The sequence below is a fragment of the Luxibacter massiliensis genome, from assembly GCF_900604355.1.
Taxonomy (GTDB): domain Bacteria; phylum Bacillota; class Clostridia; order Lachnospirales; family Lachnospiraceae; genus Luxibacter; species Luxibacter massiliensis.
This window is the reverse complement of the sequence record NZ_UWOE01000001.1, coordinates 1,115,102-1,141,261: the sequence shown is the minus strand read 5'-3', so window position 1 is coordinate 1,141,261 and position 26,160 is coordinate 1,115,102. Positions and strand designations below refer to the sequence as shown.

Genomic DNA, 26,160 nt, shown 5'->3' with positions numbered 1-26,160 from the left:
TGTAATTTAACCTCCTGTGCTGAAATCACCTGCCAGATATGCGTCTGAACATTGCTTTTGGCAAGATGTGCGTCACAATTTGTATACTGCCAGGAACCTGGCCCCTGCCGCGAATATGAACGTAAGCACCGCCGTGCCGTACATCAGCCGGTTTGCACGGGGAATATCCTCCGCCTCAGGTTCCCTGCCAGGGTCGCCTATATACTCTTTCTTGTGCAGCTTCCCAAAATACCATGCGTCCCCTGCCAGCCGGATTCCCAGGGCGCCCGCGCAGGTAGCTTCTGTCTGGGCCGAATTGGGACTGGCATGTTTTCTCCGGTCCCGCCTGTATATTCTCCAGGCGCCCCTGCCGTCCAGGCCAAGAATCCAGGCAGCTCCTGTCATCAATACAGCGGACAGCCTGGAAGGGATATAATTTAGTACGTCGTCCAGCTTCGCCGCCCACCGGCCCAGGTATATATACTGCTCATTTTTATAGCCTACCATGGAATCCATCGTGTTAGCCGCTTTATAAAAAAATCCCAGAGGGGCCCCCCCTATCATCATAAACAAAAGAGGGGCAGCCACGCCATCCGATGTATTTTCTGCCACAGTCTCCACTGCCGCCCTGACTACTCCTGCCTCATCCAGGTTTTCCGTATCCCGCCCCACAATCATAGAAAGGGCCTTCCTGGCTCCGGGCAGGTCTCCCTCCTTGACCCGGCCATATACTTTCATACTCTCCTGTTTCAGTGACTTGGCAGCCAGAAGCTGGTAGCACCAAAAACTCTCCAAAATAAACTGAATTCCCCCATGCAGCCTGCCTGCAGTCCAGAGCAATATGGCAGGGACCACTGTTGAAATAAGGAGCACTGCCACGCAGAGGACTGCCCCTGCCTTTAAGAGACCATCCTTTTCCTCTCCGAAAATTCTGCGCAGGGCCTTTTCCAGGGCAGATATCAGGGCGCCTATGAGCCGCACCGGATGCCAGGGCCAAGGCGGGTCCCCGAATAAAAAGTCTAATACAAACCCTGTACCGCAGGCCATCAATGTCATCATAACCGCTCAATCTCCCTAAATATCTTTTTTCCCTGGTTCCAGGCCATTTCATCCAGCGTCACTATATAGCCTCCTCCGTTTTCTGCCTGCCAGCTGTAAAAACCTCTTTTTTCTCTGTCAAAGCCAGACATGACTGCCATTATTGTACCACCGTGGAGGATAATAGCCCCATATCTGGCCTTTGCCCCGCAAAACTGAAGAAGTACTTCCTCAAACCCTCTCCTGCACCGCCTTTTAAAATCTTCGTGCCCTTCTCCAGAAGGAAAAGGAATGGTTCCGCCAGAATCCAGCCATGCCTGATAGGCGCTGCTTCCCTGCAGCTCTTTATAATTCTTACCCTCAAAAATACCAAAATCACACTCCCTCAAATCCTGGCAGGGCAACGGTTCATGCTCTGGAAATAAAAGTGCCGCGCTCTGCCTGCACCGCTTCATAGGGCTGACTGCCACTTTATCTACGGGCCCGGCTTTAAGAATACGCCGCCTAAGCCTCCCTGCCCGGACAGGCAGGCCCTCTTCCTCAAGAAGGGACTCATCTGTGCGGCCTATGTACCGCTTCTGCAGATTACCCGGTGTCCTGAAATGCCTGATTAATACAATCTTCATATTTCTTCTCCCTGTCAGTACATTTAATAACTTTATTGCTACGCCTATGTTTCTATTTTAGAGCACGCCTGGCAATTTACCGCCTTGGTCATACCTTCTGTACAATGACCACAGCACTCAGAGCGGCCAGCTCACACAATTCCAGGAAGTATCCCGCCAAATCTCCGGTTATTCCCCCAAACTGTACCGTACAGACCCGCCTGTAATACAGAAATACAAGGATACTGGCAATAAGGACTGCCCCGCCCAGAACGATGTCTGCCAAAAGCACAAACGCTCCTGAGCAAAGAACCCAGCATATGAGGAAAATTCCCGCCCTTTTTCTGCTGGCGCCATCCTGGAATGTCCTGGCCAGCCCTGAATCTCTGGCCGGCGGGAAGGCCATGACAGAAAAGCCGCTCAAGGAGCGGGACAGCACGCAGCTGCCCCCCAGTACAGGCAGCATAGCTGCTTTGGCCTCCCCCCACATAGCTGTACTCCAGAGAAAATAGCAGCAAAGGCCCAGGACCGCAAAGGCCCCCGAATGGGAATCTTTCAGTATGGCCAGTTTTTTTTCCTTCGTGCCATAAGAGTTCAGTGCATCCATAGTATCCATAAATCCGTCCATATGGATCCCCCCTGTCACCAACACTGGCAGAAGTGTCATCACCGCCCCGAAAAGCAGGGGACTGGCCCCCATTTTCAGCAAAAAGCCTCCCACAATTATTTCTATGGCCCCCAGCACCACACCCACAGCCGGGAAAAAGCACATGGCATATTTCATATTTTTCTCACTCCACTCCACCCTGGGCATGGGAATTTTGGAATACATAGAAAACGCAATCACACAAGATTTCAGCAGGTACATTGTCCTTTACTCCTTTCAGGCGCTGCAGGCTTTACTGCTTACTTAAGTACTTCATATTGCCGTATATTAGTTTCTTTAAAAGTACTCATCCTTCTGTACACAGACAGTCCCATCTCCAGGAGGGGGACAGCGGCAACTGCGCCGCTTCCCTCTCCCAGACACATATCACAGTCCAGCAGGGGGGAGAGGCAAAGGGCGTCCAGAAGCATTCTTCCCGCCGGCTCTTTTGATACATGAGAGGCCATAAGATAATCCCCCACATTTGGCACAAGGCGGCAGGCGCACAGGGCGGCCGCGGCGGATATAAAGCCATCGACTAAAACGGGGATGCGTAAGTAGGCTCCCCCCAAAAATACTCCTGTAAGGCCGGCAATATCCAATCCGCCTACCTTAGCCAGTACATCTAGCACATCCTGTTTGTCCGGCCTGTGCAGCCGGATAGCCTTCTCAATCACCCCGATTTTTTTCTCCAGGCCTGCATCCGTCAGGCCTGCCCCTTTGCCGGTTACTTCCCCCGGACTTTTATCTAAAAGTACTGCCGCCACAGCGCTGCTGGTTGCCGTGTTGCCAATGCCCATCTCCCCGGTAGCCAGAAGATCATACCCCTGTCCCTTTAAAACAGAAACCATATGGATGCCCACCTGGATGGCTTCCCACACCTGGACTTCTGTCATGGCCGGTTCTTCTGCAAAATTCCGGGTTCCGTAAGCCACCTTATACTCTGGCCTGGTGACAGAGGGCACATCTGATACCATCCCAATGTCCACCGGGAATAGGTCTACCCCTGCCAGTTCGCCCATAATTGCCACACTGGCGGCTTTTTTCTTAAAATTACCAGCCACTGCCGCAGTGACCTCCTGGCCTGTCTGGGTGATCCCCTCAGCCACCACCCCGTTATCCGCACACATAATAACAAGGCCCTTTTTTTTCAATTCAAAGTCAGCCGTACCCTTTATGCCTGCCATCCGTATCACGGCGTCCTCCAGCTTTCCAAGGCTGAACAAAGGCTTTGCCACAGACATCCAGCGCAGTTTTGCCTCTTCCTGGCTGCGGGCATCAGCCGGCTTAATCTCTTCCTTTAGTTCCTCAAGTGTGATTGTCCCTGTCATGGTACATCCCTCCCTTCCACGCCCCGGCAGCACTTTACAAACCTCTCAGCAAACTGGGGATGGGAATAAAAGTGTATATGTGGGAATCCTGCAAACAAATTCCCCTCCATGTGCATACATGGATAGGACCTGCGGCCATCTGGCTTTACTGCCAGGCAGGCAGAACCATTATCTGTACTGTCCCAATAATGAAATTCATGTGCCCGTATGGTTTCCCCTAGATCCAGAAAAGCGCCCTTCTGCCTGGCGTGAAGTTCTATATACCCGAAACGCACCAGCTTGTCTGTCCTTACGGCGCGGCCCGGGATGGCTCCCGCCATGGTGTGCCAGGCGCCGTCCTTCCCTTCCATCTCTTCATGAAGGTACATAAACCCTCCGCATTCTGCCAGACAGGGCATCCCCCCCGCCACAGCGCTCTGAATGCTGCGCCTCATGGTTTGGTTGGACTCCAGCTCCTTTGCAAAAAGCTCGGGATACCCGCCCCCCAGGAGCAGTCCCCTGATGCCTCCAGGCAGCTTTTTGTCCCCCAGGGGACTAAACGCAACGAGCTCGCACCCCAGCTTTTCAAGCAGTCTTAAATTGTCTTTATAATAAAAGCAGAAAGCCTCATCCTTTGCAATTCCAATCCGTATTTTTCCCTCCCTGGCCTGGAAGGCCTCCTGGGCCGGGCCGGGCCGTCCATCCCCCAGGTGTGCTTGTCTTCCTATTTGAAGCAGCAGCTCCAGATCTACTGTATTGCTTACGATCCTGCCGGCTTCTGAGAGTTGGCTGCGGAGATTTTTAAGCTCCCCGGGTGTCACAAGCCCCAGATGGCGGCTCTTCAGGGAAAAGGCTTCCTGCTGGGGAAGATACCCCACTACAGGGATATGGTATCCCCTGGCCTTCAGTCCATCCTCAATGAGATTTTTCATCCTTGGGTACAGCATGTGGGATACCCGGTTCAGCAAAATTCCCTGAATATTGCTGTCCTTTTGAAATTCAATGATCCCTAATATGAGGGGCAGTACAGACAGGGACATGCCCCTGCAGTTTACAGCCAATATGACAGGAAGCCCCAGGGTACGTGCCACATCGTAGGTGCTGGCCTGGCTTGAATCCAAGGCCATCCCGTCATAATATCCCATCACACCTTCCGCCACAACCGCCTGCGAACCACATACATGCTCTCTGAACAAATTTTTCATTGCCTCTCTCCCACAGAGATACAAATCCAGGTTCACTGACTCAACACCCAGCACTTCTCTGTGGAACATAGGGTCAATATAGTCAGGCCCGCATTTACATGCGGCCGTCTTAATCCCCCTCTGCTGAAAAGCCGACAGAAGGGCACAGGTAAGTATTGTCTTGCCGCTGCCGCTGGCAGGTGCAGCCACAAGAAAGGCCGCTGTGTCCATAGGCCTACTCCTTTCCGTCTGAAATCACATAGATAGGGTTCATTGCTGTCATCATATGGTAGCTCCCCAGCTTCCTTGACCGCGCCGCCGCTATCTGTACAAACTCCGGGTCTGCAAGCAGTCCCTCCTTTGCCGCTTTTACAGCCTCTGAAACTGTCTCCAGGGAGATAGCATTGATGACGATTCTGGCTTTCGCATTTTTCTCCCTGGCCGCCCCTATGATCTCGCATAGATTCCCAGAGCTTCCCCCAATAAAAACATGGCTGGGAGGGGGGAGGCTCTTCAGCGCCTCAGGCGCCTCTCCTTCTATAACCTCTATGCCGTCACACTTGAATTTTTTTCTGTTTTTGTGGATCAGGGCAACGCCCTCAGGGTTTTTCTCAACCGCATATACCCGGATTTCCCCGGATAACAAGGCCGCCTCTATGGAAACTGAACCTGTACCGGCGCCAATATCGTAGAGCACTGCATCCCGGGTAAGATGGAGCTTGGCGATGCTCACCGCCCGGACTTCCGCCTTCGTCATAGGTACTTTCCCGCGGATCAGCTCTTCATCTTCAAGATGTCCCATGGCATACCTGTCTGGAGCCGGGTTCCTGATGAAAACCGCATCCAGCCCAGAAAAATCCTCTGGCCTTATAGTGCTTCCGGTCCTGTTAAGCACAGCCTCATCTTCATAAGAAAGCCTTTGCCCCACAATGATTTCCACATCCGTCAGGCCATACTCCTTTATCTTCTGGCAGAAGCTATCACCACTGCCCTTCCCCCCCAGTAAAAGGAACGTCTTTTCTCTATGTGCAATCCCATGGATATAATTCTGCCCTCTCCCATGGGCGCTGACAAATCCCGCATCTTCCCATGGAATCCCCAGCCTTGCAGCCAGGCAGGCGACAGAAGAGATCCCGGGAATCCGGACAGTTTCGTAGTCTTTTAAGGCTTCTTCCAACCCCTTTGCCCCACTGTAAAATCCCGTGTCCCCTGACAAGGCTACTACAGCACAGGGATATTCGGGATGGGCATCCAAAAAACCTCTGATTTCTTCCGGCCTGTAAGATATGTATACAGGTTTCTGAAACTGCTCCAATGCCCTGACCATACGCTCAGCCCCGATGATACAGCTGCATCCTTTGATAATATTCTCTGCCTCGATAGTCAGTGTATGATAACCGCCTGTCCCAATTCCTGTCAAATACACTCTGCGCTTCTCTTTACACATTGCAATATCCTCTTGGCGTCACCATTTTTCCATTTATCAGCTTTGTCTGCTCATTGCCGATAAACACAGTTGTGAACATGTCAGTCTCTGTATCTTTGAGCTCTTTCAGTGTCATTGTCCTGCCAGTCTCCCCATCTCTTCCAATATTCTGGACAATGCCGCAGACGGTCTCTGGATTCTTATATTCCAGCATGTATTCACAGGCTTTTCTCAGATAATCCCGGCGTTTGCGGCTGGAGGGATTGTACAGGCAAACAACGAAATCTGCCATAGCCGCCGCCCTGATCCGCCTCTCAATCTTCTCCCAGGGTGTCAAAAGGTCACTCAGGCTGATGACTGCAAAATCATGCATGAGCGGGGCCCCCAGGACCGCGGCCCCCCCGGTAGCCGCCGTAATTCCCGGCACGACCTGGATCTTTGCCCCAGGATAGTCCTGGGCTGTCTCATAGAGCAGTCCGGCCATGCCGTAGATCCCTGCATCCCCGCTGCATATTACCGCAGTATCGCGGCCCGCAGCCGCCTCGTCCAGGGCCATCCGGCAGCGTTTTGCCTCCTGGGTCATAGGCGTTGTCAAATAAATTTTATCAGGGTATGCTGCCTTTATCAAATCCACATACACTGTATATCCTACAACTACCTGGCAGCGCCCCAGAACATCCTTTGCCTCCTGGGTAAGGCCCCGGCCCGCTCCCGGTCCCAGTCCTACAGCATATACACAGCCTGGCTTTCGCTTCATTGCATCTTCCCTCTCCCCTTCTCCCTGTCTGTTATTCTGGATCTGTCCCATCTGTCCCCTCTCCTTTCACCGCACTGCGGAACTCTGTGCCAAAGGTAGGGTCATACAGCTTTGACCGCTCATACCCTCCCCCTAAAATATCCCCTATTACAATCAAGGCTGTCTTTGTGATTCCCTCCCGCCTGGCTGTATCTGCCAGGGTGCCCACAGTACAGCGCAGCACTTTCTCATCGGGCCATGAGGCTTTATAGACAATAGCCGCCGGAGTCTCCGAAGCATACCCCCCTGCCTGAAGTTCTGCGGCGAGGGCGGGCAGCATGCCTGTGCTCAGAAAAACCACCATAGTCGCCTGATGTGCGGCAAAGTCTTTTATGGATTCTTTTTGGGGCACCGCAGTCCTGCCCGCCATCCTGGTAATCACAACAGACTGGGAAATTCCAGGCAGAGTATACTCTGCCCCAAGAGCTGCGGCCGCCCCGCAGAAGGAACTGACGCCCGGGCATACCTCATAGGCAACCCCCGCCTTCTCCAGTCCATCCATCTGCTCCCGGACTGCGCCGTACAGACAAGGGTCGCCTGTGTGGAGCCGCACCACCCTTTTATTGTCCCTCTCCCCCTGTATCATGACATCTAACACTTCCTCCAGGGTCATATAGGCACTATTATATACACGGCAGTTTTGTTTTTTGATATCCAGCAGGCCAGGATTTACGAGGGAACCCGCATATACAATAATATCGGCCTGGGCCAACAGCCTCTGTCCTCTCACAGTAATCAGATCTTCTGCCCCGGGGCCTGCCCCCACAAATACGACCATTTATTTTCCCTCCTTCACAATCACTAGGGAATAATACCCTGCATCCTCTGGTATTTCCTCGGTTCCCCAGTATATATGTTCATTATCCATGCCGCAGTTTTCTACCATCTGTACTGCAAGTCCCCTGTCCCGGACGGCCTGTTTCACCTCAGGCATTTTTCTCCCAGCTTTCATCAGGACTTTCGTCCCTGGCAGTCCCAGGCTTTCCTCCACTCCATAGGAAGCAGGTATGATATGCAGCTCCTCCTTATTTTCGGCCAGTCCTGTGTCCATTCTGGCCGCCGCGGCGCAGAAAGAAGGGATTCCGGGAATGAGGCGGGTGTCTGCCCCCCGCCTTTTCAGCCGTTTATGGACGTACAGGCATGTAGAATAAACAGTGGGATCCCCCAATGTAATAAAAGCCACGGATCTTCCTCTGCGCAATTGTTCCTGTGTGCAGTCTGCGCAGGCGTCATGGATCTGCTTCAGCCTCTCTTTGTCCTTCACCATGGGCATAGGCAGATACAGCTTATCCTTCTCCGCCGCTTCCGGCACTGCCCCGAGCACAATCTGGTATGCCACACAGTGGTCCAGATACTGCCCGGGCACTTTTTTTTCCCCGGCTTCCTCAAACACCGGCGCACACAGGCCAAAGCCGGACACTGCAACAGCCAGAACATCACATTCCCTGATTAATCTGGCCGCTTTGATTGTAAGAAGTTCTGGATCCCCCGGCCCTACTCCGATTCCATAAAAAATACCACTCATTCTGCTTTCTCCTTTTGTGTCTGCTCTCTTAGCCCAGCGCTGGCCAACATCATTTCTGCACAGGCTGTCACCCCCAGGATTCCCTCTTCCAGCGAGAATACAGCCGCTCCGATTTGCAGCTGCCCCCCGGCCCGCTGCCTCAGATAGAAATCAATCCGCTTCATGACAGTCCCCATGACCTCCTTAAGCAGCCCTTCTTTTTTTAATATCTCCACTGCCTCTGTAGTGGTCACACATTCCATCAGCCTTTTTACTATGCCGCAGGGCGCCCCTGCCATGGCGGCATGGGCGGCAAATACCTCCATCCTGCAGTCCGCCTGTCTGGAATGGGTATTCATGACCCCCGCCGCCAATTTAATCAGTTTCCCCACATGGCCCACCAGAAAAACTCCTTTCATCTTCAGTCCCACAGCGGCGTCAATCATCTCTCCAATATAATTACTGCATTTGACAGCCATCTCCCCGTCAAACCCCAGAGCCTGGGCCAAAAAATCACTCCCATAGTTCCCAGGGACAACGTAACACCAGTCATGCCCGTTCTCTTTTAAGACCTTCATTTCCAGGTATATAGTATCTATAAGCGCTTTTTCACTCATGGGCTCCACTATCCCGCTGGTGCCCAGGATCGAGATCCCCCCCTGGATCCCAAGCCTTGGGTTAAAAGTCCTATTTGCCAGGTCTGCCCCTCCGGGCACAGAAATGATAATCTTAAGCCCTCCGGTATATCTGGCCTTTTCCCTCTGTTCATCAACTGCCTCCAGAATCATCCGGCGGGGCACCCTGTTGATGGCAGCTTCGCCGATCTTCTGTTCCAGTCCTTTTTTCGTGACTCTGCCTACCCCCTCGCCGCCGTCCAGGATGAGTCCGGTCCCCGGGCACCGGCTGACCTGGGCAAAAACCAGGACTTTATCTGTCACATCCGGGTCGTCCCCGCTGTCCTTCCGCACAGCACAGCTTACAAAATCCTCTCCAAATGTTATTTCCTCCACTTCCAGATAAAGGAGTACACCTTTGGGAGTCAGGAGTGATACTTGTTCTGCCCTTTCCCCTGACAAAAGCATATATGCGGCGGCCTTGGCTGCCGCAGCGCCGCAGCTTCCTGTTGTATAGCCAGATCTGAGCTTTTTTTGGTTCTTCCACACAAGCTCCCCCTGCTGCCCTTTTGCATTCTCCTGCTGCATCTGTCTCTCCTTTTTTCACACAGCTTAAATCACGGCTTCAATGTGTTCCATATAGATGTTCCGGATCCCCTGCATTTCTCCAAGGCCCCTGATAATAGCTTTCACCTCATATCCAGCCTCTTTAAGTTCGCTTTTCCAGGAATCTTCCTCCCCCGCCATGTCATTTTTGGCGTGGTCCCCTGCCACAACCATGAACGGCATGAGGACCACCTTTTTCCTGCCGGCAATCTCCAATTTAGCCATCACATTTGTCAAATCTGGAAACCCCTCTACTGTCCCCACCAGGACCTGATTATAGCCCAGGGAATGGAACGTATATTCCAGAGTTGGATAAGCCGCGTTGGCGTGGTGGTCAGTGCCGTGCCCCATCAATACCAGTATCTCATCCTCCTTAAGCCCTGCCTCTGCCATGACGGCGTGGATGGATTTCTTATAATCCTCCACACTGGTCAACAGAGGGGCCCCAATCCGGATTTTTTTGAATTTGTCTGCATACTCCTCCACATCACTGAGCATCCTGTCATTTTCAATTCCATTGATTATATGCGTAGGCTGTACAACCACACTTTCAATGCCGTCCGCCGCCATCTGCCCCATGGCCTCCTGCACCGTAAAAATAGAGAGATTCTCTTTCTTCTTTAATTTTCTGAGTATCATGTGGCTTGTAAAAGCCCTGTATATTTTATAGTCGGGAAATGTCTCTCCCGCCTGCCTTTCAATCTGTGCAATATTTTTCTCCAGCGTATCCAAATGGCTTGTGCCAAAGCTCACTATAAGAATGGCCTTTCTGGCGCCTGCTTTTCTTTCCATAATGCCTCCTTCTCATTAACTCTTCTCTATATACCCGTAAAGCTCCCCCATATTCACAGGAGGCTCCATGGAGGAATCTAACATTCCTTTTTTTACCATCTTGTCAAATAATTGAAGCACTGCCGGCTCCTCCTGGTTCGTCATAGCCAGGGCCTCACGGTTGGAGCATACAGTCAGGGGATCATCCTGCAGCAGAACCTTCCCTTCATGCATCAGCACAATCTCATCCGCCCAGCCAAGGGCATAGTTGATATCATGGGTGGCCATCAGAATTGTAATCCCCTGTCCCGCCAGCCGGTCTACGATCTCGTTTACCTTTTTTGTATGCTTTGCATCCAGGGCGGCGGCCGGCTCATCTAATATAATCACCTCCGGGTGCATCACAAGCACGTCGGCTACTGACACCTGCTTTTTCTGCCCTCCGCTCAGCGCATGGGCCGGCCTGTCCCGAAAGGGCGTGATTTCCAGGTATGCAATCACCTCTTCGATGTCCCGGCGTGCCTCCTCCTCAGGGATCCCAAGGTTCATGGGCCCAAAGGAAATTTCCTGATACACACTGGCTGAAAATAACTGATTATCTGGATCCTGAAATACAATCTGTACCCCTCTCCTGAGATCCAGCAGTCCTTTCCTGGAATAATCCAGAGTTTTTCCCTGGAACAGAACCTCTCCCCGGTCTGGCCGGATTATGCCGTTGCAGCACAAAAAGAAAGTAGATTTCCCACAGCCATTGGCCCCCATAAAAGCGACTTTTTTCCCTTTTTTTATCTTTAGGCTTACTCCATTGAGAGAAGGGGGGCCTCCCTCCTCATAAGTATAATATATATCCCGCGCCTCCAAAATAATATCTTCATTTTCTCCGCTCATATAAGTCCCCTCCCTATGGTAAACGCCAGCAGTAAAAGCTCAAATACAGCAATCATGGCAATTTCCTTTGCCCTGGCCGGCCGCTGTTCATTGAGGACCTCTATCCTCCCATCGTAGCACCTTGATTCCATGGCGTCGTACAGGGCGTTAGAACGCCTGAAGGCACGGATAAACAGTCCCGCCCCCATTTGCCCGAAGGATGACACAGAGGTCTTAAAGTTTAAGTTCCCAAGCCTGGATTTCTGGGAAACCATGATCGCCGAGGCAGTCTCCATAAGCACAAAGATAAACCGGTACACCAGCAGCATCAATTCTATCAGCAGCCCGGGGCAGTAAAGCTTTTTCAGGACATATACTATATCCGTCATGGTTGTGTTCAGTGACAGGAAATACAGGCAGGACACAGAAGCCATAGCTGTCAGGATTAATTGTACGCCGAACATCAGGGATGCCCTGCTTCCTGTGATAAAAAAGGTTCCCACTGGCACCGCGTAGGCATCCAGTGGGATCTTTGAAATATTAACAATAATTGCCAATGTACTTAATATAAGAAATACAAAAGGAACAGACATAAGCCTTATATACTTCCTAAAAGGGATCCCCCCCCTTGCTACAGTGAGGTAAGCATCCAGCAATAAAACAATTACAGCTATTATGGCTGAACGGCTGGCAATACAGATCATCAGTGTGGCCATAGAAAAAGCAAATTTTTCTCCTGCATTTATATACCGGAGTTTTGAGCGATAGCAGAGCTTATCTACTACAATCATATTTTCTTCCTCTTTTTGCAGACTAATTCTCTGCCTTCCCTTCTTTTTCCACCCACTTCTTTCTTTCCACAAAACGTCCCATGACAAAGGCGATGATTCCCACGCCAATCCCAGTCTGTATGCAGAAGATCAGGCTTTCCACTTCTCCAGGGAGTTCCCCGTCCAATGCAGTCTCCAGCACAGGGGTAAACCAGGGTGTATATTCTCCGTGTATTTCTTCCACCATCACACTGCCTGCATCGTCGGATCCGCCGAACTCCGCCCCCTTGAGGGCAAACAGAGGAACCACTGCAATAAGGGCGGCAATCATTAACAGGATTATAACTAACTTTGTATTCTTACTCATCTTACTTCGCCTCCTTCAAAAAACCAATGGCCTTAAGTTCTGGCCTTGCATAAGATTCCATGGCAATGACAATGACAACTGTGAGGATTCCCTCTATGATTGCCAGAGGAAGCTGGGTGGGCGCAAATATCCCCAGAAACTTCACAGCCGAAGCGGCCATTCCGCCAGACTCTGAAGGATAGGCCAGGGCCAGCTGGATGCTGGTCACGCAATATGTAAATAAATCTCCCAGACAGGCAGCTAAAAATACGGATACCTTCCTGTTTACCTTCAGCTTCGTACAGAGCTTATAAATTCCGAAAGAAACAAAAGGCCCTGCGATTGCCATAGAAAATGTATTGGCGCCTAAGGTAGTCAGTCCCCCATGTGCCAGCAGTATAGCCTGGAACAGAAGCACGATGATTCCCAGCACACTGACTGATACTGGACCAAACAGGATTGCCCCCAGGCCCGTCCCTGTCATGTGGGAACAGCTGCCCGTAACAGACGGGATCTTAAGGGAGGAAATAACGAAAATAAAAGCGCCTGACATGGCGATCAGGGTGATGGTCTTCCGGTTTTCCATTAACTTCTTTTTCAGGGAAATGAAACCAGCCGCCAGAAACGGGACACAGATAACTCCCCATGCAACACAAAAAGATACTGGAAGATACCCTTCCATTATGTGCATCGCATTTGCAGCTGGTGCGAAGGCAAACATAACCGCAAAAGCTATGGATGCCCTGAGTAAGGTTTTTTCTTTCTTTGACATGTGTTCTCTCTCCTTTTTTGTGATTTTGTCTGAAATATTCCAGGGTCACCACAAAATCGAATGAGATCTGCAGCAAACACCCGGCTATATCCCCGTAACCATCCAAATCCATTTAAGAGCGGGTGTTCTGACTTAAGTATCCTCACAGTATTCCGCCTTCCCATAGATATATCTACAGTGACCTAATGGAATACCACTCCTCTAATACAGCAACGGGTATTGTGCAGGATTCTGACCTGCTTCCCCTGCCGCCCATAGGCGGCCTTCTCTTAAATTGTCTGCAGGATTTGAATATTTTGTGCCGGTATGCCATACCCGGCGCATCTATACCAAAGGGTCCCCCCTGTTGGCCTGTTTCCAATGTGGGAAGTGATTAATACTCTATCCCCCTCCTTGCCCTTATCCCCCGGTCAAAGGGATGTTTTACTTTACTTATCTCGGACACATAGTCTGCAAGGGCAGCCAGTTCCTCCGCCGGGTCCCTGCCGGTGAGAATGATTTCCAACCCTTGGGGATTCTCCTTCAGAAGCTCCAATGCCTCTTCAGAGGGAATGAACCCGTACCTGTATGCGGCCATAAACTCATCCATAACCAGCATAAAGTAACCGCCCGCCCTTATTTTCCCCTGTATTACGTCCCAGAATTTTCTATATACTTCCCTGGCCTTAGCCTTCTGCCCTTCATCCAGCGTCCAGTAAAACCCATGGGACTGTTCAGGATGCATGACGTCAATCTCTGGAATCTGTTCCAAAACACGTAATTCCCCGGAATTTTCATTTTTAAGAAAACGGGCAAACAGGACTTTCTTCCCGCAGCCTGCCGCCCGGACCGCCAGTCCCGTAGCTGCAGTGGTCTTCCCTTTTCCATCTCCGCAGTAAATATGTACCAGTCCTCTGTCCATCCGCTCACCTCCCCCAGTCACAGGGATAATATTACCATATTCCCATATAATATGCAATTTCATTTCGCCATAAGGCCGCCTCTTTTCTGCTTTTCGCGTTCTCTTAAGCCTCGGCTGCTTTTTGGACCACATAGGCTTTTGTCTGTTCAACATCCAAGCCTGTTTCCCTGGGCCTTCCCACTGCCACAAGGACTGCCCCGGTCTGCCTGGCGGCCTCCAGCTTCTCCTCAAATCCTCCTGTTTTTCCAGACTCTTTCGTCACAAAATAGGAAGCCTTAATATGCCTTAATATGGCTTTGTTTATATCCACCCCAAAGGGCCCCTGCATGGCAATCAGATGTGCCCCTTGAAATCCCAGCTCAGTACTCCTTCTGACAGATTCCAAGGTTGATAGAACCCGAGCGTAGCATCTGGCCTGGTAATCTTCTATTTCTGTGTACAGAGACAGCTCCTTACTGCCTGTGGCAATCAGTATATTCCCCCTGGTGGCCTTTAGAAACTCCACCGCGTTTTCCACAGAATCTGTGAATACAATGTCCCCTTCTGACCCTGGTTTCTGGTTCCCGGCCTCCCGCAGGCACCGGATGTATTCTATATTACATTTTTGGCAGGCATTCCTTAGATTCTCCGTCACAATCTCCGCAAAAGGATGGGTGGCGTCTACGGCCAGGCTGATACCATGTTCCTCTATAAAACGGGCAATCTCCTTTTCATCCATCCGCCCTGCCATAACCTTGACATTTTCGCTCTCCATGACACATTCTTTCCCATACTGTGTGGCTGTACTGACATACACCTGGACTGGTAGCTCCCTGAATGCATCTGCCAGCAGCCTGCCCTCGGTAGTCCCTGCAAAAAGCAGGATTTGTATTCTGTATCCTATCGTTTCCTTTTCTCCCTTACCCATTCTTCCTCCTGCTTCTTATCGTATCTGCCTGCTCAAACTGCTGATGTTCAGTCAGATATTGAATCATCCAAATGTGCAGGCCATTGTCCCTTTCAGGACTATGGACCGGCCCAGTTTATAGGAGCCGTGCGCTTTAAAAATAAAGGACGGGCCTCTTTTTAACCAAGGCAAAAGCAGCGCCCTCCAGGCATATCTTAGGCTGCACCAGCTCACCCTCTGCACAGAAAAGCCGTGCCGCACGTTCACAGACATTATCCACCCCTGTCACCTTCTGAACGAACGGAGAGCCAGAACTGACGGTTTCCACACGGCTCAGCTCACGGGCAGAAAAAGTCACCAAAGGAATGCCGTATGCCTCTGCCAGCTGTATCAGTCCTTGCTCCTCTTTCTTTAAATCAATACTCACAAAGGCAACGGCCTGTGTACAGGCAGCTTGGTTTGCCGCCATGACTTGCCCAAACCCAGCCTCCAGCGCCTCCTTCGCGGCCCCCCTGCGGCAGCCAATCCCCACCACATATTCTGCCCTTTCAGACAGGCAGAGAATATCCATCCCCTGGAATCTTTCTATGTGCCTGCCGCCCTCACTTAAAACGGCAATCCCATATTTATACTTAGAAAGTTCCCTGCTGCTGCACATATATATTCCCTCGGGAACCTCCCCTCTTATCTCCAGGTCGCTGTAAAATCCGATTTTTTCCTGTTCCAGGACAGCGGCAGAGATACGCTTTGCCAGTTCCCGGCTGCCAATTTTAAGGCCATTCCTTTTGGCAAATACATCCACCGCAAATTTATGCTGTATATCTGTGGCTGTAGTGAACACGCCCACCGCCCCTGTACAAGCGGCAGCAAACCGGGCCAGATCCACGGCTCCCCCCACATGGCCGGACAAAAGTGGAATGACAAACTCTCCTTTTTCATCCATCACCACAACCGGGGAGTCCGAAAACTTGTCCTTCACCCACGGCGCAATGTACCTGACGGCGATCCCTGCTGCCCCGATGAAAAAGAAGGCTGCCCTTCCCCACCGCGCCCCAATCCATGCCTTCATATCCTCTTTTAAGGGGTTCAGTCCATATTTTCCTGCAAACCTCTCAACTGTATAACTTTCACAGACCCTGCCCAGGGCGCCAAACTTCTTATTCAGCCTGCCATTCAGCCTGCTCCCTGCCTCCGTGAAGCTGATCATGATAATTGTATCCTTATATTCTATATTATGGGGACTTTCCATCTCTGCCTCCTCCATTGCTTCTGTGGCATTTACATGTATCATTATAGTACATGGGATTTAAAAAGACAATGCACCTTAACTCACAGCAGCCAAAGATCCCCATGCAGGCAAACGGGGCATCTAACTAGCAGCAATGCGGATATCCAGGTTACAGGCCCTGGGGGCGGCTGCCTGCTGGACATATACGCATGTCCCCTTGGCTTGCTGCCCGCGGGAATACACAGCGTGCAGGCCTCTCTTTTAGGCCTGCACGCTGGTCTGTCCGGGTATTCTCTTTATTTCCCCGGCATTTCATGTACATATCTCTTGTATGCTCTCAGTTTCCTTCCTCTTACCTTTCCCTGGGCTGGATCATCCACTCTTTTATTTCACCACAGGCGATTTTTTCTCCACTGCCCCCGGAAGGCTGGGTCTTAAAATCGTCTGGATGGCTGTGTATCACAGCTGTCCTGCCAATTATGTCCTCTGGATAAAACCGCCCTGTATAAACTGAGCTCCATGCCGCGCCTTTGGTAGAGAGAAGAGGCGGCAGATCCCCCGCATGGTCCGGGTGCTCCGTATGCCCTGGATTAAAATGCATCCCCGCATCGGCAAATGGATCCTGTGCGTTCCCTGTACATGTTTCTCCTTCATGGATGTGGAAAGCAAAAAACTCACCCATATCCTGTTTTTCCATATCAGGCAGCCCATAGATCTCTGCCATCACAATTGTTCCCCCATGAACCTCAAAAAAGTACACTCTCCCATGTATTTCCGGGTATTTCTCTGAGCCGTGGATTTCTGCGTATGCCTCGGGCATCCCATTTAATTTTTCTACCATAACATCATCCTCCTCTGCCCAGTATATGCACAGATATACAAAAGGTTCCATTCTACTGCCTATCCAGCATCAGCCAGTTTGCCCGGAAAGGACGCATCAAATTCCAATACCCCACTCCCTTTAAGCCATATTCCTTTGCCAGGTTCAGTTTCGCTTCAATACTCCTGGGATCTTCGTACCATACCTGATGGGATACGCCATCCTTGGCATACAAGAAATGGGGGCACATAGCCGTCCCGTCAAATGCAATCCTGGCCCCATTCTCAGCCGCCAGCCTGGCAGCCTCCACATTGCCTATTGTTCTTGCCTTTGTAATCCCCTTCTCATAAGGGAGAGGCCAGTCATAGGCATAGTTAGGTATTCCCATAAGCAGCTTTGCAGGAGGTATCTGCCCTACGGCAAATTCCACCACCTGCCTCACCTTATTAAGCGGGGCCACGGCCATGGGAGGCCCATAAGTATATCCCCATTCATACGTCATCAATATAGCGTAATCTGTATTTTCCCCCAGTCTGGCATAATCCATCCCCTGATACAGGATCCCCTCCTGCTCCCTGGACGTTTTTGGGGCAAGGGCCACAGAAAGCCGGTATCCTTCTGCGTGCAGGGCCTCTTTTAACCTGCCCGTAAATACAGCAAAGGAATCTTTATTCTCAGGCAATATATATTCAAAATCAATGCTCACGCCCGCATATCCTCTGTCCTCTACTGCAGCCAGAAGATTCATGATGACCCTGTCCTGGATTTCGGTATTCTCCGTGAGTACCTTTACCAGCTGGTTATTAAAGGCCCCTCCTGAAAAAGGGGTCAGTACGAGCATAGGCAGAACATTATTTTCCCAGGCAGACTCAATCAGCCAGAGGTCATCTGTGGACGGAGGCACAAGTTCGCCTTCAAAAGTAAACCCATAGGAAAATACTAAAAGCTCATCCAGGGCCCCCAGGGCCTGTTCAAGTATATAAGGCTCAATAAAAGGATATGCATATCCCAGGACATACATATCCCCTCTCATACTGCCCGATTCCCCAGGCTGCAGGAGCAGAAGCGCCTGCCCCACCGCCAGCTGTTCCCGATCTGCAAGCTGGTTATCATAGACGATCTTCCAGACCGGCACACCTGTCTTTTCTGCAATAGAAAACAGCGTATCCCCACTGTTTACAACATAAATAATAAAATCACCTCCCCATAAAAAGCATATGAGGAGGTGTACCCGGATATTCTTATAGACTTTATTTTTAAGATGTCCCTGCCGGCGGCCCTGACATTTTAGTATAGCGGATCCCAAGCTTCTGCCATATACACCCAGGATGATATTCCCAGTACAAGTCATCCAAAAAAGCAATTTTCAAACACGCTTTAGCCGTCCTTCTTTCCATCCTGTCCATCCCTAAGTCCCAGTATGCCTTCCACCAGGATACGGACATCATCCAGGATATAGTCAAATGCGCCTGCCTGGCACATATTGATCAGGACCATGCCAATGGGCACTGCCAAGATCATCCCCAGCACACTGCTTACTCTGTAGCCTATATAAAGCAGCAGCAGCGTCACCAGAGGATTCATCCCCATACTGTCACCCACCAGTTTAGGTTGGAGGAGCTGTCTGACAAGCTGTGTCACCACATAGATAATAGCAAGCGCAACAGCCAGCTTATAGTCCCCCATCAAAAACTTATATAAGGCCCATGGTATCATGGCCGTGCCTGTCCCAAAGAAAGGAAGGAAATCCAAAAAGGCGATTAAAAAGGCAATCAATGCAGAATAATGTACGCCAAGTACAATAAATCCTACAAAAAGAATGAGAAAGACAACCGCCATAATTTTAAACTGTGCCTTAAAATAGCCTCCCACGGCATATCTTAAGTTATCCATCACCAGGCTCATCCGCTTCTCAACTGACGGCGGCGAGACCTTTTTCAGCCACTGGATTACCTCTTCCCTCTGCACCGTAAAAAAATATGCAGACATAAGGGCCACAATAAAAGAAATCAAGTATGACGGCAGCTTCTTTGCAAAATTTCCCGCTGCGGTGACTGTGGGCTGGCTGATTCTGGATACCATGTCGCCTGCAGACTGATCCAGGTTTTTCACAAGGGCATTCCAGCCATTTTGTACTGCCTCGGGCAGCCTTGAGAATGCCCCTGACAGGGTACTTCCTATCTGCCTGAGCCCGTCCTCCAACTGTGCATACAATTCAGGGAAATTTTTCACTAAATCCCCCACTTCCTCTGATATCCTGGTCACAGTCACATACAAGGCCAGCACAATCAGTCCGAGCACGACGATTACAATCAAAGCCGAACCCAGCTTTTTTACGATCTTCAGTCTCTTTTCAAGCCAGTTTACCAGCGGAGTGGCAATGGCTGAAATAATCCATCCCACCACAAAGGGCATCAGATACCCGATTGCCTTCACTCCGATTATGACAAACGCGGCTGTGGCCGCAAGGCTGAAAATAAGGCTTACAGCAACCTGCCAGTAGGGCCGCCTGTTCTCCATACTATTCCACCTCTGTTCTGTCTAAATACTCTTCCTCTATAAACTGCCATATATCCTCCCGCCCCTGCTTCGTGACAGAAGAAAAAGGAATCAGTTTTGTCCCCGGCGCCAGTCCCAGTCCCTCACTCACCATCTTCACATGTTTCTGAATCTGGCTCCGTTTCAGTTTGTCTGACTTAGTCGCAATGATCACGGGACGGTACCCTTGGCTCAAAATCCACTGGTACATTACTTTATCATTGGCAGAAGGGTCATGGCGTATATCAATAAGCAGGAATACAGCCTTAAGCTGTTTGGAACTGTGGAGATACCGTTCTACCATCTTCCCCCACTGCTCTTTCTCCTTCTCCGACACCCTTGCATACCCATAGCCAGGCAGGTCCACAAGATACAGTTCCTCATTTATATTATAATAATTTATCGTCTGCGTCTTGCCCGGGGCAGCCGAAATCCTGGCATAGGATTTCCGGTTCATCAGGGCGTTGATCAATGAAGACTTTCCCACATTGGATTTGCCGGCAAAGGCAATTTCCGGTTTATCATTGTCCGGCAGGACGCTTGTAATTCCACAGACTGTCTCTAAATTGACATTTTTGATTACCATACCTATTCTCCTGTCTGTTTCTCTTTCCCATCTGCTTTATAAAGCAGCGCTGCTTTTAATACCTGTTCCATGCTTTCCACCGGCCTGATATCCAGTCCCCTTGTAATCTCCTGGGAGATTTCGGCCACGTCGGCCTCATTCTCTTTGGGGACCAGCACTGTCTTAATCCCTGCGTTTTTAGCCGCCAGCAGCTTTTCCTTGAGGCCTCCTATGGGCAGCACCCTGCCGCGCAGCGTCACTTCCCCTGTCATGGCCAGATCTGCCCTGGCTTTTTGCCCTGTGATGGCTGATATCATGGCCGTGGCCATTGTGATGCCTGCAGACGGGCCGTCCTTTGGCACGGCCCCTTCCGGGATATGGACATGGATATCATTCTTTTCAAAAAAATCTTCCTCAATCTCATATTCCCGGCTCACTGAACGGATATAGCTGATGCCTGTCCTTGCAGACTCCTTCATTACATCGCCGAGCTGCCCTGTCAGCATGATTTCCCCGCTTCCGGGCATCACATTGACCTCAATCTGCAGCGTGTCCCCGCCTACGCTTGTCCAGGCAAGTCCACGCACGATCCCAACCTCATCGGATACATTCGCCATCTGATAGGTATACTTCTCTTTGCCCAGGTACTTGTGAAGATTCTTTTCTGTTATTGTAACCCTTTTCTTATCGGTTGTCAGTATCTCTTTTGCAGCTTTCCGGCAAATATTTCCAATTTCTCTCTCCAGCTGCCGAACGCCGGCTTCCTTTGTATAATTACGTGCCATCTTCCAAATAGCCTGCCTGCTGAAAGAAAGCTGCCCTGGTTTTAAGCCGTGCTTATCAAGCTGTTTGGGAATCATGTGTTCCTGGGCAATGTGGAGTTTCTCATTCTCTGTATAACTGCTGACCTCGATGACCTCCATCCGGTCTAAAAGTGGGCGGGGTATTGTCTGCAGCGTATTTGCCGTTGTAATAAATAATACTTCAGACAAGTCCAGGGGCACCTCCAGGTAGTGGTCACGGAATTTGTGGTTCTGCTCACTGTCCAGTACCTCCAGAAGCGCGGAAAATGTGTCCCCTTTATAATCTGTACTCACTTTATCAATCTCATCTAGGAGCAGCACAGGGTTTCTTACTCCTGCCGTCTTAAGGGCATTTGCAATTCGCCCGGGCATGGCCCCCACATAAGTCTTTCTGTGCCCCCTGATCTCGGCCTCATCCCTCACGCCTCCCAGGGAAATCCTCACATAGGGTTTCTTTAATGCTCTGGCCAGAGACTTTGCAACCGAAGTCTTTCCAGTGCCCGGCGGCCCCACAAGACATAGTATGGGACTCTCCCCCTTCTTTGTAAGGGAACGGACTGCCAGAAATTCCAGCACTCTCTCTTTTACCTGTTCCAGGCCATAATGGTCTGCATCTAAAATCTCTTGGGCATACTCAATATTATTGCTGTCTTTTACAGATTTATTCCAGGGCATTTCCAAAAGCGTCTCAATATAATTTCTGATGACTCCGCTCTCTGCCGGACTGTTCAATGAGCTTTTGAATCTCCTGATCTCCTTCCCCAATTTTTCCTTTACTTCCTTGGGCGCTTTCAATGCCTGGGCAGCTTTCTCAAACTCCTCTGCGTCTGACTGGGTTGTATCGTCACCCAGCTCTTCACGGATCAGCTTTAGCTGTTCCCTGAGTATATACTCCCTCTGATGCTTATCCACACGCTCTTTGACCTTCATCTGGATCTCATCCTTGATATCCATAATCTGGGCTTCATTGACCAGCTTGAAGGCCAGCGCCTCATATCTTTTCCAGAAATCTGTCTCATCCAGGATTGCCTGCTGGTCCGTATAATATAGGGGGATATTAGCTGCAATCTCATCAACCAGCTTCCTCAAATCCTTAATCTCCAAAATCTGGGCCACTGACTCTTTGGACAGCTTGCCATTCTTGGAAGCAAAATCCACAAACATATCCTTCAGGCCTCTCTCCATAGCCTGGCCATTTACGTCCTCTGGGATCACAATATCTTTGTCGTCAATGACTTCTACCTGGGCCCTAAGATAAGGCTCCTCATATTCAATTTCCTGGAGGACGCCCCTTGCCTCGCCCGATATCAAAATCCGCAGGATATGCTTGGGCAGCTTGATAATCTGTTTGACCGTGCCCACCGTGCCGACTCTGTACAAATCCTCCTGCTTTGGCTCATCTACCTCCATGTCCTTCTGGGCCACAATAAATATCTTCTGTTCTTCCGCCATGGCCTCCTGTATAGCCGCAATGGACCGCCCCCGGCTCACATCAAAATGAACCACCATCCCCGGCATAATGGTCATGCCGCGCAGCGCAACCATGGGAAAGCTTTTCCTTTCACTGCCCATTCTAATCCTCCTCCCTTCCTTCCATTTCTATATAAAATGAAAGGGCGGATACATGGTTATATCCATTGCACCCGCCCCAATCTATTACGCACTCTCTGAAGTCAGAAACGATCTTCTTTCTTTTCCATCGCACTCATACAATGGTATTCCCGTCCCTTTCACTACATCCTTTGTTATCCGGCATCCTTTGATTGTATCATCAGACGGAACCTTAAACATCGTATCCATCATAATATCTTCCATAATTGCCCGCAGTCCTCTGGCCCCTGTCTTTCTGGCAAGGGATGTCTCTGCTATGGCATCAAGGGCTTCCCTGTCAAATTCCAGCCTCACCCCGTCTAACTCCAGCAGCTTTTGGTACTGTTTCACAATTGCACTCTTTGGCTCTGTCAGGATTCTGATCAGCGCCTCCCGATCAAGCATATCCAGCGAGACAGTCACTGGCAGACGTCCCACCAGCTCAGGGATTAACCCGAACTTCACTAGATCCTGGGGCAAAACCTGGTGCAGAAGTACATCCACATTCTCCTCATGCTTTGACGCAATCTCAGCATTAAACCCGATAGATTTCTTGTCCAGCCTGGTCTCAATAAGCTTATCAATACCCTCAAAGGCCCCGCCGCAGATGAACAGAATATTTGTGGTGTCTATCTGGATCAGTTCCTGATGGGGATGCTTCCTGCCCCCCTGAGGCGGTACGGAGGCGACTGTTCCCTCAATAATCTTAAGCAGCGCCTGCTGTACTCCCTCGCCGGATACATCCCGGGTAATGGAAGGGTTTTCAGATTTTCTTGTTATCTTATCAATTTCATCTATATAAATGATGCCATGCTCCGCCCGCTCGATATCGCCGTCCGCAGCCTGTATCACCTTCAGCAGGATGTTCTCCACATCCTCCCCCACGTACCCTGCCTCTGTCAGGGCAGTGGCATCTGCGATGGCAAAAGGAACATTCAATATTTTCGCCAGTGTCTGGGCAAGCAGTGTCTTGCCACATCCTGTAGGCCCGAGCATCAATATGTTGCTCTTCTGCAGCTCCACGCCTAAATCCTGCTCAGCCATGATACGCTTGTAATGATTATACACAGCAACAGACAGTACTTTTTTGGCTTCTTCCTGGCCAATTACATATTCATCCAGAAATGCTTTTATCTCCTCTGGTGTCAGCAGATTAATATCTTCAAACCCTTTTCTTTCATCGTACTCGAATTCTTCTTCAATAATCTCTGCACATACATCAATACATTCATCGCAGATAAATGCTCCGTTTGGGCCTGCAATCAGTTTGCGCACCTGTGTCTGTGTCTTATTACAGAAGGAACACCTCACTGTATCATCACTTACTTTTCCTGCCATACTACTTTCACCTCATACTGCCATTAATGACTGGCAATCACTTCATCTATTAATCCATATTCCTTTGCTTCTGCAGCGGACATAAAATTGTCCCTCTCTGTATCTACCTTGATGACATCCAGGCTCTGCCCTGTGTTCTGGGCCAGCATCTCATTGAGCCTGCGGCGCATCCTCAGAATATGCTCTGCTGCAATCTGGATCTCCGTAGCCTGGCCCTGTGCCCCGCCTGAAGGCTGATGGATCATAATCTCCGCATTTGGCAGCGCAAAGCGTTTGCCTTTCTTGCCTCCTGACAGAAGGAAGGCGCCCATGCTGGCAGCCATGCCGATACATACGGTAGACACATCACACTTGATATACTGCATTGTGTCATAGATTGCCAGTCCGGCAGTAACAGATCCCCCTGGACTGTTAATATACAGCTGAATATCTTTGTCCGGATCATCCGCCTCCAGGAAAAGAAGCTGTGCGACTACCACACTGGCAGACACATCATTTACTTCCTCCCCCAGGAAAATGATTCTCTCTTTTAATAATCTTGAATAAATGTCGTAGGAGCGTTCTCCACGGCTCGTCTGTTCAATGACGTAAGGTACTAAACTCATTTATGTCCCTCCTGCTTATCTCGCATTAATTCTGCCGCACTTTGGCGGCGCCTCACCGGGTATCCCCCCTTTGACAGGCACTAGCGGCAGCCTGCCTACACCTCCTCTGCCGCCTCTGCAATAAAGGTTACTGCATCCTGTACGGCAATGTCATTCTTCATCTGGTTCTTCTCATTCTCACCCATAAATTCTTTTAACTTGTCAACTTCCATCTGGTACATCTCAGCCATCTTCTTCAGTTCTTCTTCCAGGCGCTCCTCTGATACTTCGATGTTCTCAGCCTTCACCACTGCCTCCAGGACAAGCCTTGTCTTAATACGCTTCACAGCCTGAGGCCTTAATTCTTCAAGCATCTTCTCCTCTGTCATGCCTGTGAACTGGTAATACTGTTCAACAGAAAGCCCCTGCTGCTGAATCCTCCGTGTGAAATCATCAGCCATCTGTTTCACCTGCATATCGATCATAGCCTCAGGAATGTCCATCTGTGCATTCTCCACTGCCAAATCTACAGCCTGGTCTTCTTTCTTCTCTTTCCCTTCGCGCTCTTTGCGCTCTTTAATATTCTTCTTAATCTCTGCCTTATATTCCTCTAACGTCTCATGCTCAGATACCTCGGAGGCAAATTCGTCGTCCAGCTTAGGAAGCTCTTTTGCCTTGATTGTATGGACCGTGCATTTAAATACAGCGTCCTTGCCAGCCAGCTCTTTTGCCTGATACTCTTCTGGGAAGGTCACTTTTACTTCAACCTCCTTGCCCAGCTCCGTGCCGATGAGCTGCTCCTCAAAGCCGGGAATAAACGCCCCTGATCCAATCGTCAGAGGGTAGTTCTCGCCTTTGCCGCCCTAAAACGGTTCTCCGTCAACAAACCCCTCAAAATCAAGCGTCACCTGGTCCTTGTCCGCCACGGCACGGTCTGTCACATCTATAGTCCTGGCATTACGTTCTCTCTCTTTGTCAATCTCTGCATCCACTTCCTTGGCCGTCACTCTTGTAGAGATCTTATCTACCTTCATTCCCTTATATTCGCCGAGAACTACCTCTGGTTTCACAGCCACTTCTGCTGTAAAAATAAACGGTTTCCCTTTTTCCATCTGTACTACGTCAATGGCCGGCTGGGATACAAGCTCCAGCCCGCACTCATCATATGCATTCCCATATGCCTCAGGAATCATCTTGTTTGCCGCTTCATCGTAGAACACTTCCGGCCCATACATCTTCTCGATCATCTGCCTTGGTACTTTCCCTTTACGGAAGCCTGGTATATTAATCTGCCTGCGCTGCTTTAAGTAAGCTGCCTGAAGCGCTTTCTCCACATCCTCTGCCGGTACCTCAACCGTCAGCTTCACCATGTTATGATCTAACTTTTCTACCTGTAAACTCATTTTTATTTTCCTCCTTGATTCGTACCATATAAAATGCGAATCCTGATCCCCAGCAAAAAACAGATATCCTTGTCCACTGGGATACCTTTCGGATATGTCCCTGCCTGAGAAGACACATCCTCCTCTGGCTTAAGCTGTAAACCAGCCGATACATGGGGTGCAGGATACCCTCAAGGTATACATTCGCAGTCATTGGAACAGTATAGCACATTCGGGTACATATTTCCAGTACTTTTTATGGGATATTCCCCATTTCCAGGGACTTTTCAT

At 50.2% G+C, this 26,160-nt stretch carries 25 protein-coding genes, 1 pseudogene and 1 riboswitch; all 26 genes and pseudogenes read right to left on the bottom strand.

Annotated elements, in window-relative coordinates; all coding sequences use genetic code 11:
* Positions 1–72: 72 nt before the first annotated feature.
* The gene (cbiB, locus tag EFA47_RS05400) at positions 73–1,038 is read right to left on the bottom strand and encodes an adenosylcobinamide-phosphate synthase CbiB (RefSeq protein WP_122642329.1); all 966 of its coding nucleotides are present in this window, start codon (positions 1,036–1,038) and stop codon (positions 73–75) included.
* Positions 1,035–1,643, bottom strand: a complete 609-nt coding sequence (locus tag EFA47_RS05395; protein WP_122642328.1) for a histidine phosphatase family protein — start codon at positions 1,641–1,643, stop codon at positions 1,035–1,037. The genes cbiB and EFA47_RS05395 overlap by 4 nt, the downstream gene beginning before the upstream one ends.
* Positions 1,644–1,731: 88 nt before the next feature.
* The gene (locus tag EFA47_RS05390) at positions 1,732–2,490 is read right to left on the bottom strand and encodes an adenosylcobinamide-GDP ribazoletransferase (protein ID WP_122642327.1); all 759 of its coding nucleotides are present in this window, start codon (positions 2,488–2,490) and stop codon (positions 1,732–1,734) included.
* 38 nt (positions 2,491–2,528) lie between these two features.
* A complete protein-coding gene (cobT, locus tag EFA47_RS05385) occupies positions 2,529–3,599 on the bottom strand; it encodes a nicotinate-nucleotide--dimethylbenzimidazole phosphoribosyltransferase (RefSeq protein ID WP_178044133.1) in 1,071 nt (356 codons plus the stop codon).
* Complete coding sequence (locus tag EFA47_RS05380) at positions 3,596–4,993, bottom strand: cobyrinate a,c-diamide synthase (protein ID WP_122642326.1); 1,398 nt, start codon at positions 4,991–4,993, stop codon at positions 3,596–3,598. The genes cobT and EFA47_RS05380 overlap by 4 nt, the downstream gene beginning before the upstream one ends.
* Positions 4,994–4,997: 4 nt before the next feature.
* A complete protein-coding gene (gene cbiT, locus EFA47_RS05375) occupies positions 4,998–6,209 on the bottom strand; it encodes a precorrin-6Y C5,15-methyltransferase (decarboxylating) subunit CbiT (protein ID WP_122642325.1) in 1,212 nt (403 codons plus the stop codon).
* Positions 6,202–6,945, bottom strand: coding sequence for a precorrin-3B C(17)-methyltransferase (cobJ, locus tag EFA47_RS05370; protein ID WP_122644418.1), 744 nt, complete (start codon positions 6,943–6,945; stop codon positions 6,202–6,204). The genes cbiT and cobJ overlap by 8 nt, the downstream gene beginning before the upstream one ends.
* A gap of 31 nt (positions 6,946–6,976) precedes the next feature.
* Positions 6,977–7,762 (bottom strand): precorrin-4 C(11)-methyltransferase, encoded by a 786-nt coding sequence (gene cobM, locus EFA47_RS05365; protein ID WP_122642324.1) that lies wholly within the window; start codon positions 7,760–7,762, stop codon positions 6,977–6,979.
* On the bottom strand, positions 7,763–8,509 hold the full coding sequence (cobI, locus tag EFA47_RS05360) for a precorrin-2 C(20)-methyltransferase (RefSeq protein ID WP_122642323.1): 747 nt from the start codon (positions 8,507–8,509) through the stop codon (positions 7,763–7,765). It abuts the gene before it with no gap.
* A complete protein-coding gene (gene cbiD / locus EFA47_RS05355) occupies positions 8,506–9,690 on the bottom strand; it encodes a cobalt-precorrin-5B (C(1))-methyltransferase CbiD (protein WP_122642322.1) in 1,185 nt (394 codons plus the stop codon). Before cbiD ends, cobI begins: the two co-directional genes overlap by 4 nt.
* Positions 9,691–9,714: 24 nt before the next feature.
* On the bottom strand, positions 9,715–10,500 hold the full coding sequence (locus tag EFA47_RS05350; protein WP_122642321.1) for a sirohydrochlorin cobaltochelatase: 786 nt from the start codon (positions 10,498–10,500) through the stop codon (positions 9,715–9,717).
* A gap of 15 nt (positions 10,501–10,515) precedes the next feature.
* Complete coding sequence (locus EFA47_RS05345; RefSeq protein WP_122642320.1) at positions 10,516–11,367, bottom strand: energy-coupling factor ABC transporter ATP-binding protein; 852 nt, start codon at positions 11,365–11,367, stop codon at positions 10,516–10,518.
* Positions 11,364–12,137, bottom strand: coding sequence for a cobalt ECF transporter T component CbiQ (gene cbiQ, locus EFA47_RS05340; protein ID WP_122642319.1), 774 nt, complete (start codon positions 12,135–12,137; stop codon positions 11,364–11,366). Before cbiQ ends, EFA47_RS05345 begins: the two co-directional genes overlap by 4 nt.
* Before the next feature lie 22 nt (positions 12,138–12,159).
* Positions 12,160–12,483: an energy-coupling factor ABC transporter substrate-binding protein gene (locus EFA47_RS05335; RefSeq protein WP_122642318.1), complete on the bottom strand. Its 324-nt coding sequence runs from the start codon at positions 12,481–12,483 to the stop codon at positions 12,160–12,162.
* Between the two features lies 1 nt (position 12,484).
* Positions 12,485–13,234, bottom strand: coding sequence for an energy-coupling factor ABC transporter permease (locus EFA47_RS05330; RefSeq protein WP_122642317.1), 750 nt, complete (start codon positions 13,232–13,234; stop codon positions 12,485–12,487).
* Between the two features lie 100 nt (positions 13,235–13,334).
* Positions 13,335–13,520: riboswitch (cobalamin riboswitch) on the bottom strand.
* 87 nt (positions 13,521–13,607) lie between these two features.
* Positions 13,608–14,135 carry a cob(I)yrinic acid a,c-diamide adenosyltransferase gene (locus EFA47_RS05325; RefSeq protein WP_122644417.1) on the bottom strand — a complete coding sequence of 176 codons (528 nt, stop codon included), beginning with the start codon at positions 14,133–14,135 and terminating at the stop codon, positions 13,608–13,610.
* 103 nt (positions 14,136–14,238) lie between these two features.
* Positions 14,239–15,042, bottom strand: a complete 804-nt coding sequence (gene cobK / locus EFA47_RS05320) for a precorrin-6A reductase (RefSeq protein WP_122642316.1) — start codon at positions 15,040–15,042, stop codon at positions 14,239–14,241.
* 133 nt (positions 15,043–15,175) lie between these two features.
* Positions 15,176–16,270, bottom strand: coding sequence for a cobalt-precorrin 5A hydrolase (locus EFA47_RS05315; RefSeq protein ID WP_164689929.1), 1,095 nt, complete (start codon positions 16,268–16,270; stop codon positions 15,176–15,178).
* A 331-nt stretch (positions 16,271–16,601) separates the two neighbouring features.
* A complete protein-coding gene (locus EFA47_RS05310; RefSeq protein WP_122644416.1) occupies positions 16,602–17,090 on the bottom strand; it encodes a superoxide dismutase family protein in 489 nt (162 codons plus the stop codon).
* 52 nt (positions 17,091–17,142) lie between these two features.
* Entirely contained in the window at positions 17,143–18,261 is a 1,119-nt protein-coding gene (locus tag EFA47_RS05305) for a glycosyl hydrolase family 18 protein (RefSeq protein ID WP_122644415.1), read from the bottom strand.
* A 185-nt stretch (positions 18,262–18,446) separates the two neighbouring features.
* The gene (ytvI, locus tag EFA47_RS05300; protein ID WP_122642314.1) at positions 18,447–19,589 is read right to left on the bottom strand and encodes a sporulation integral membrane protein YtvI; all 1,143 of its coding nucleotides are present in this window, start codon (positions 19,587–19,589) and stop codon (positions 18,447–18,449) included.
* Position 19,590: 1 nt separating this feature from the next.
* Positions 19,591–20,193 (bottom strand): ribosome biogenesis GTP-binding protein YihA/YsxC, encoded by a 603-nt coding sequence (gene yihA / locus EFA47_RS05295; RefSeq protein WP_122642313.1) that lies wholly within the window; start codon positions 20,191–20,193, stop codon positions 19,591–19,593.
* Positions 20,194–20,195: 2 nt separating this feature from the next.
* Positions 20,196–22,547 (bottom strand): endopeptidase La, encoded by a 2,352-nt coding sequence (gene lon / locus EFA47_RS05290; protein WP_122642312.1) that lies wholly within the window; start codon positions 22,545–22,547, stop codon positions 20,196–20,198.
* A gap of 84 nt (positions 22,548–22,631) precedes the next feature.
* Positions 22,632–23,903: an ATP-dependent Clp protease ATP-binding subunit ClpX gene (gene clpX / locus EFA47_RS05285; protein ID WP_122642311.1), complete on the bottom strand. Its 1,272-nt coding sequence runs from the start codon at positions 23,901–23,903 to the stop codon at positions 22,632–22,634.
* A gap of 23 nt (positions 23,904–23,926) precedes the next feature.
* On the bottom strand, positions 23,927–24,508 hold the full coding sequence (gene clpP, locus EFA47_RS05280) for an ATP-dependent Clp endopeptidase proteolytic subunit ClpP (protein WP_122642310.1): 582 nt from the start codon (positions 24,506–24,508) through the stop codon (positions 23,927–23,929).
* Positions 24,509–24,603: 95 nt separating this feature from the next.
* A pseudogene (gene tig / locus EFA47_RS05275) lies at positions 24,604–25,890 on the bottom strand (trigger factor).
* Positions 25,891–26,160: the final 270 nt, after the last annotated feature.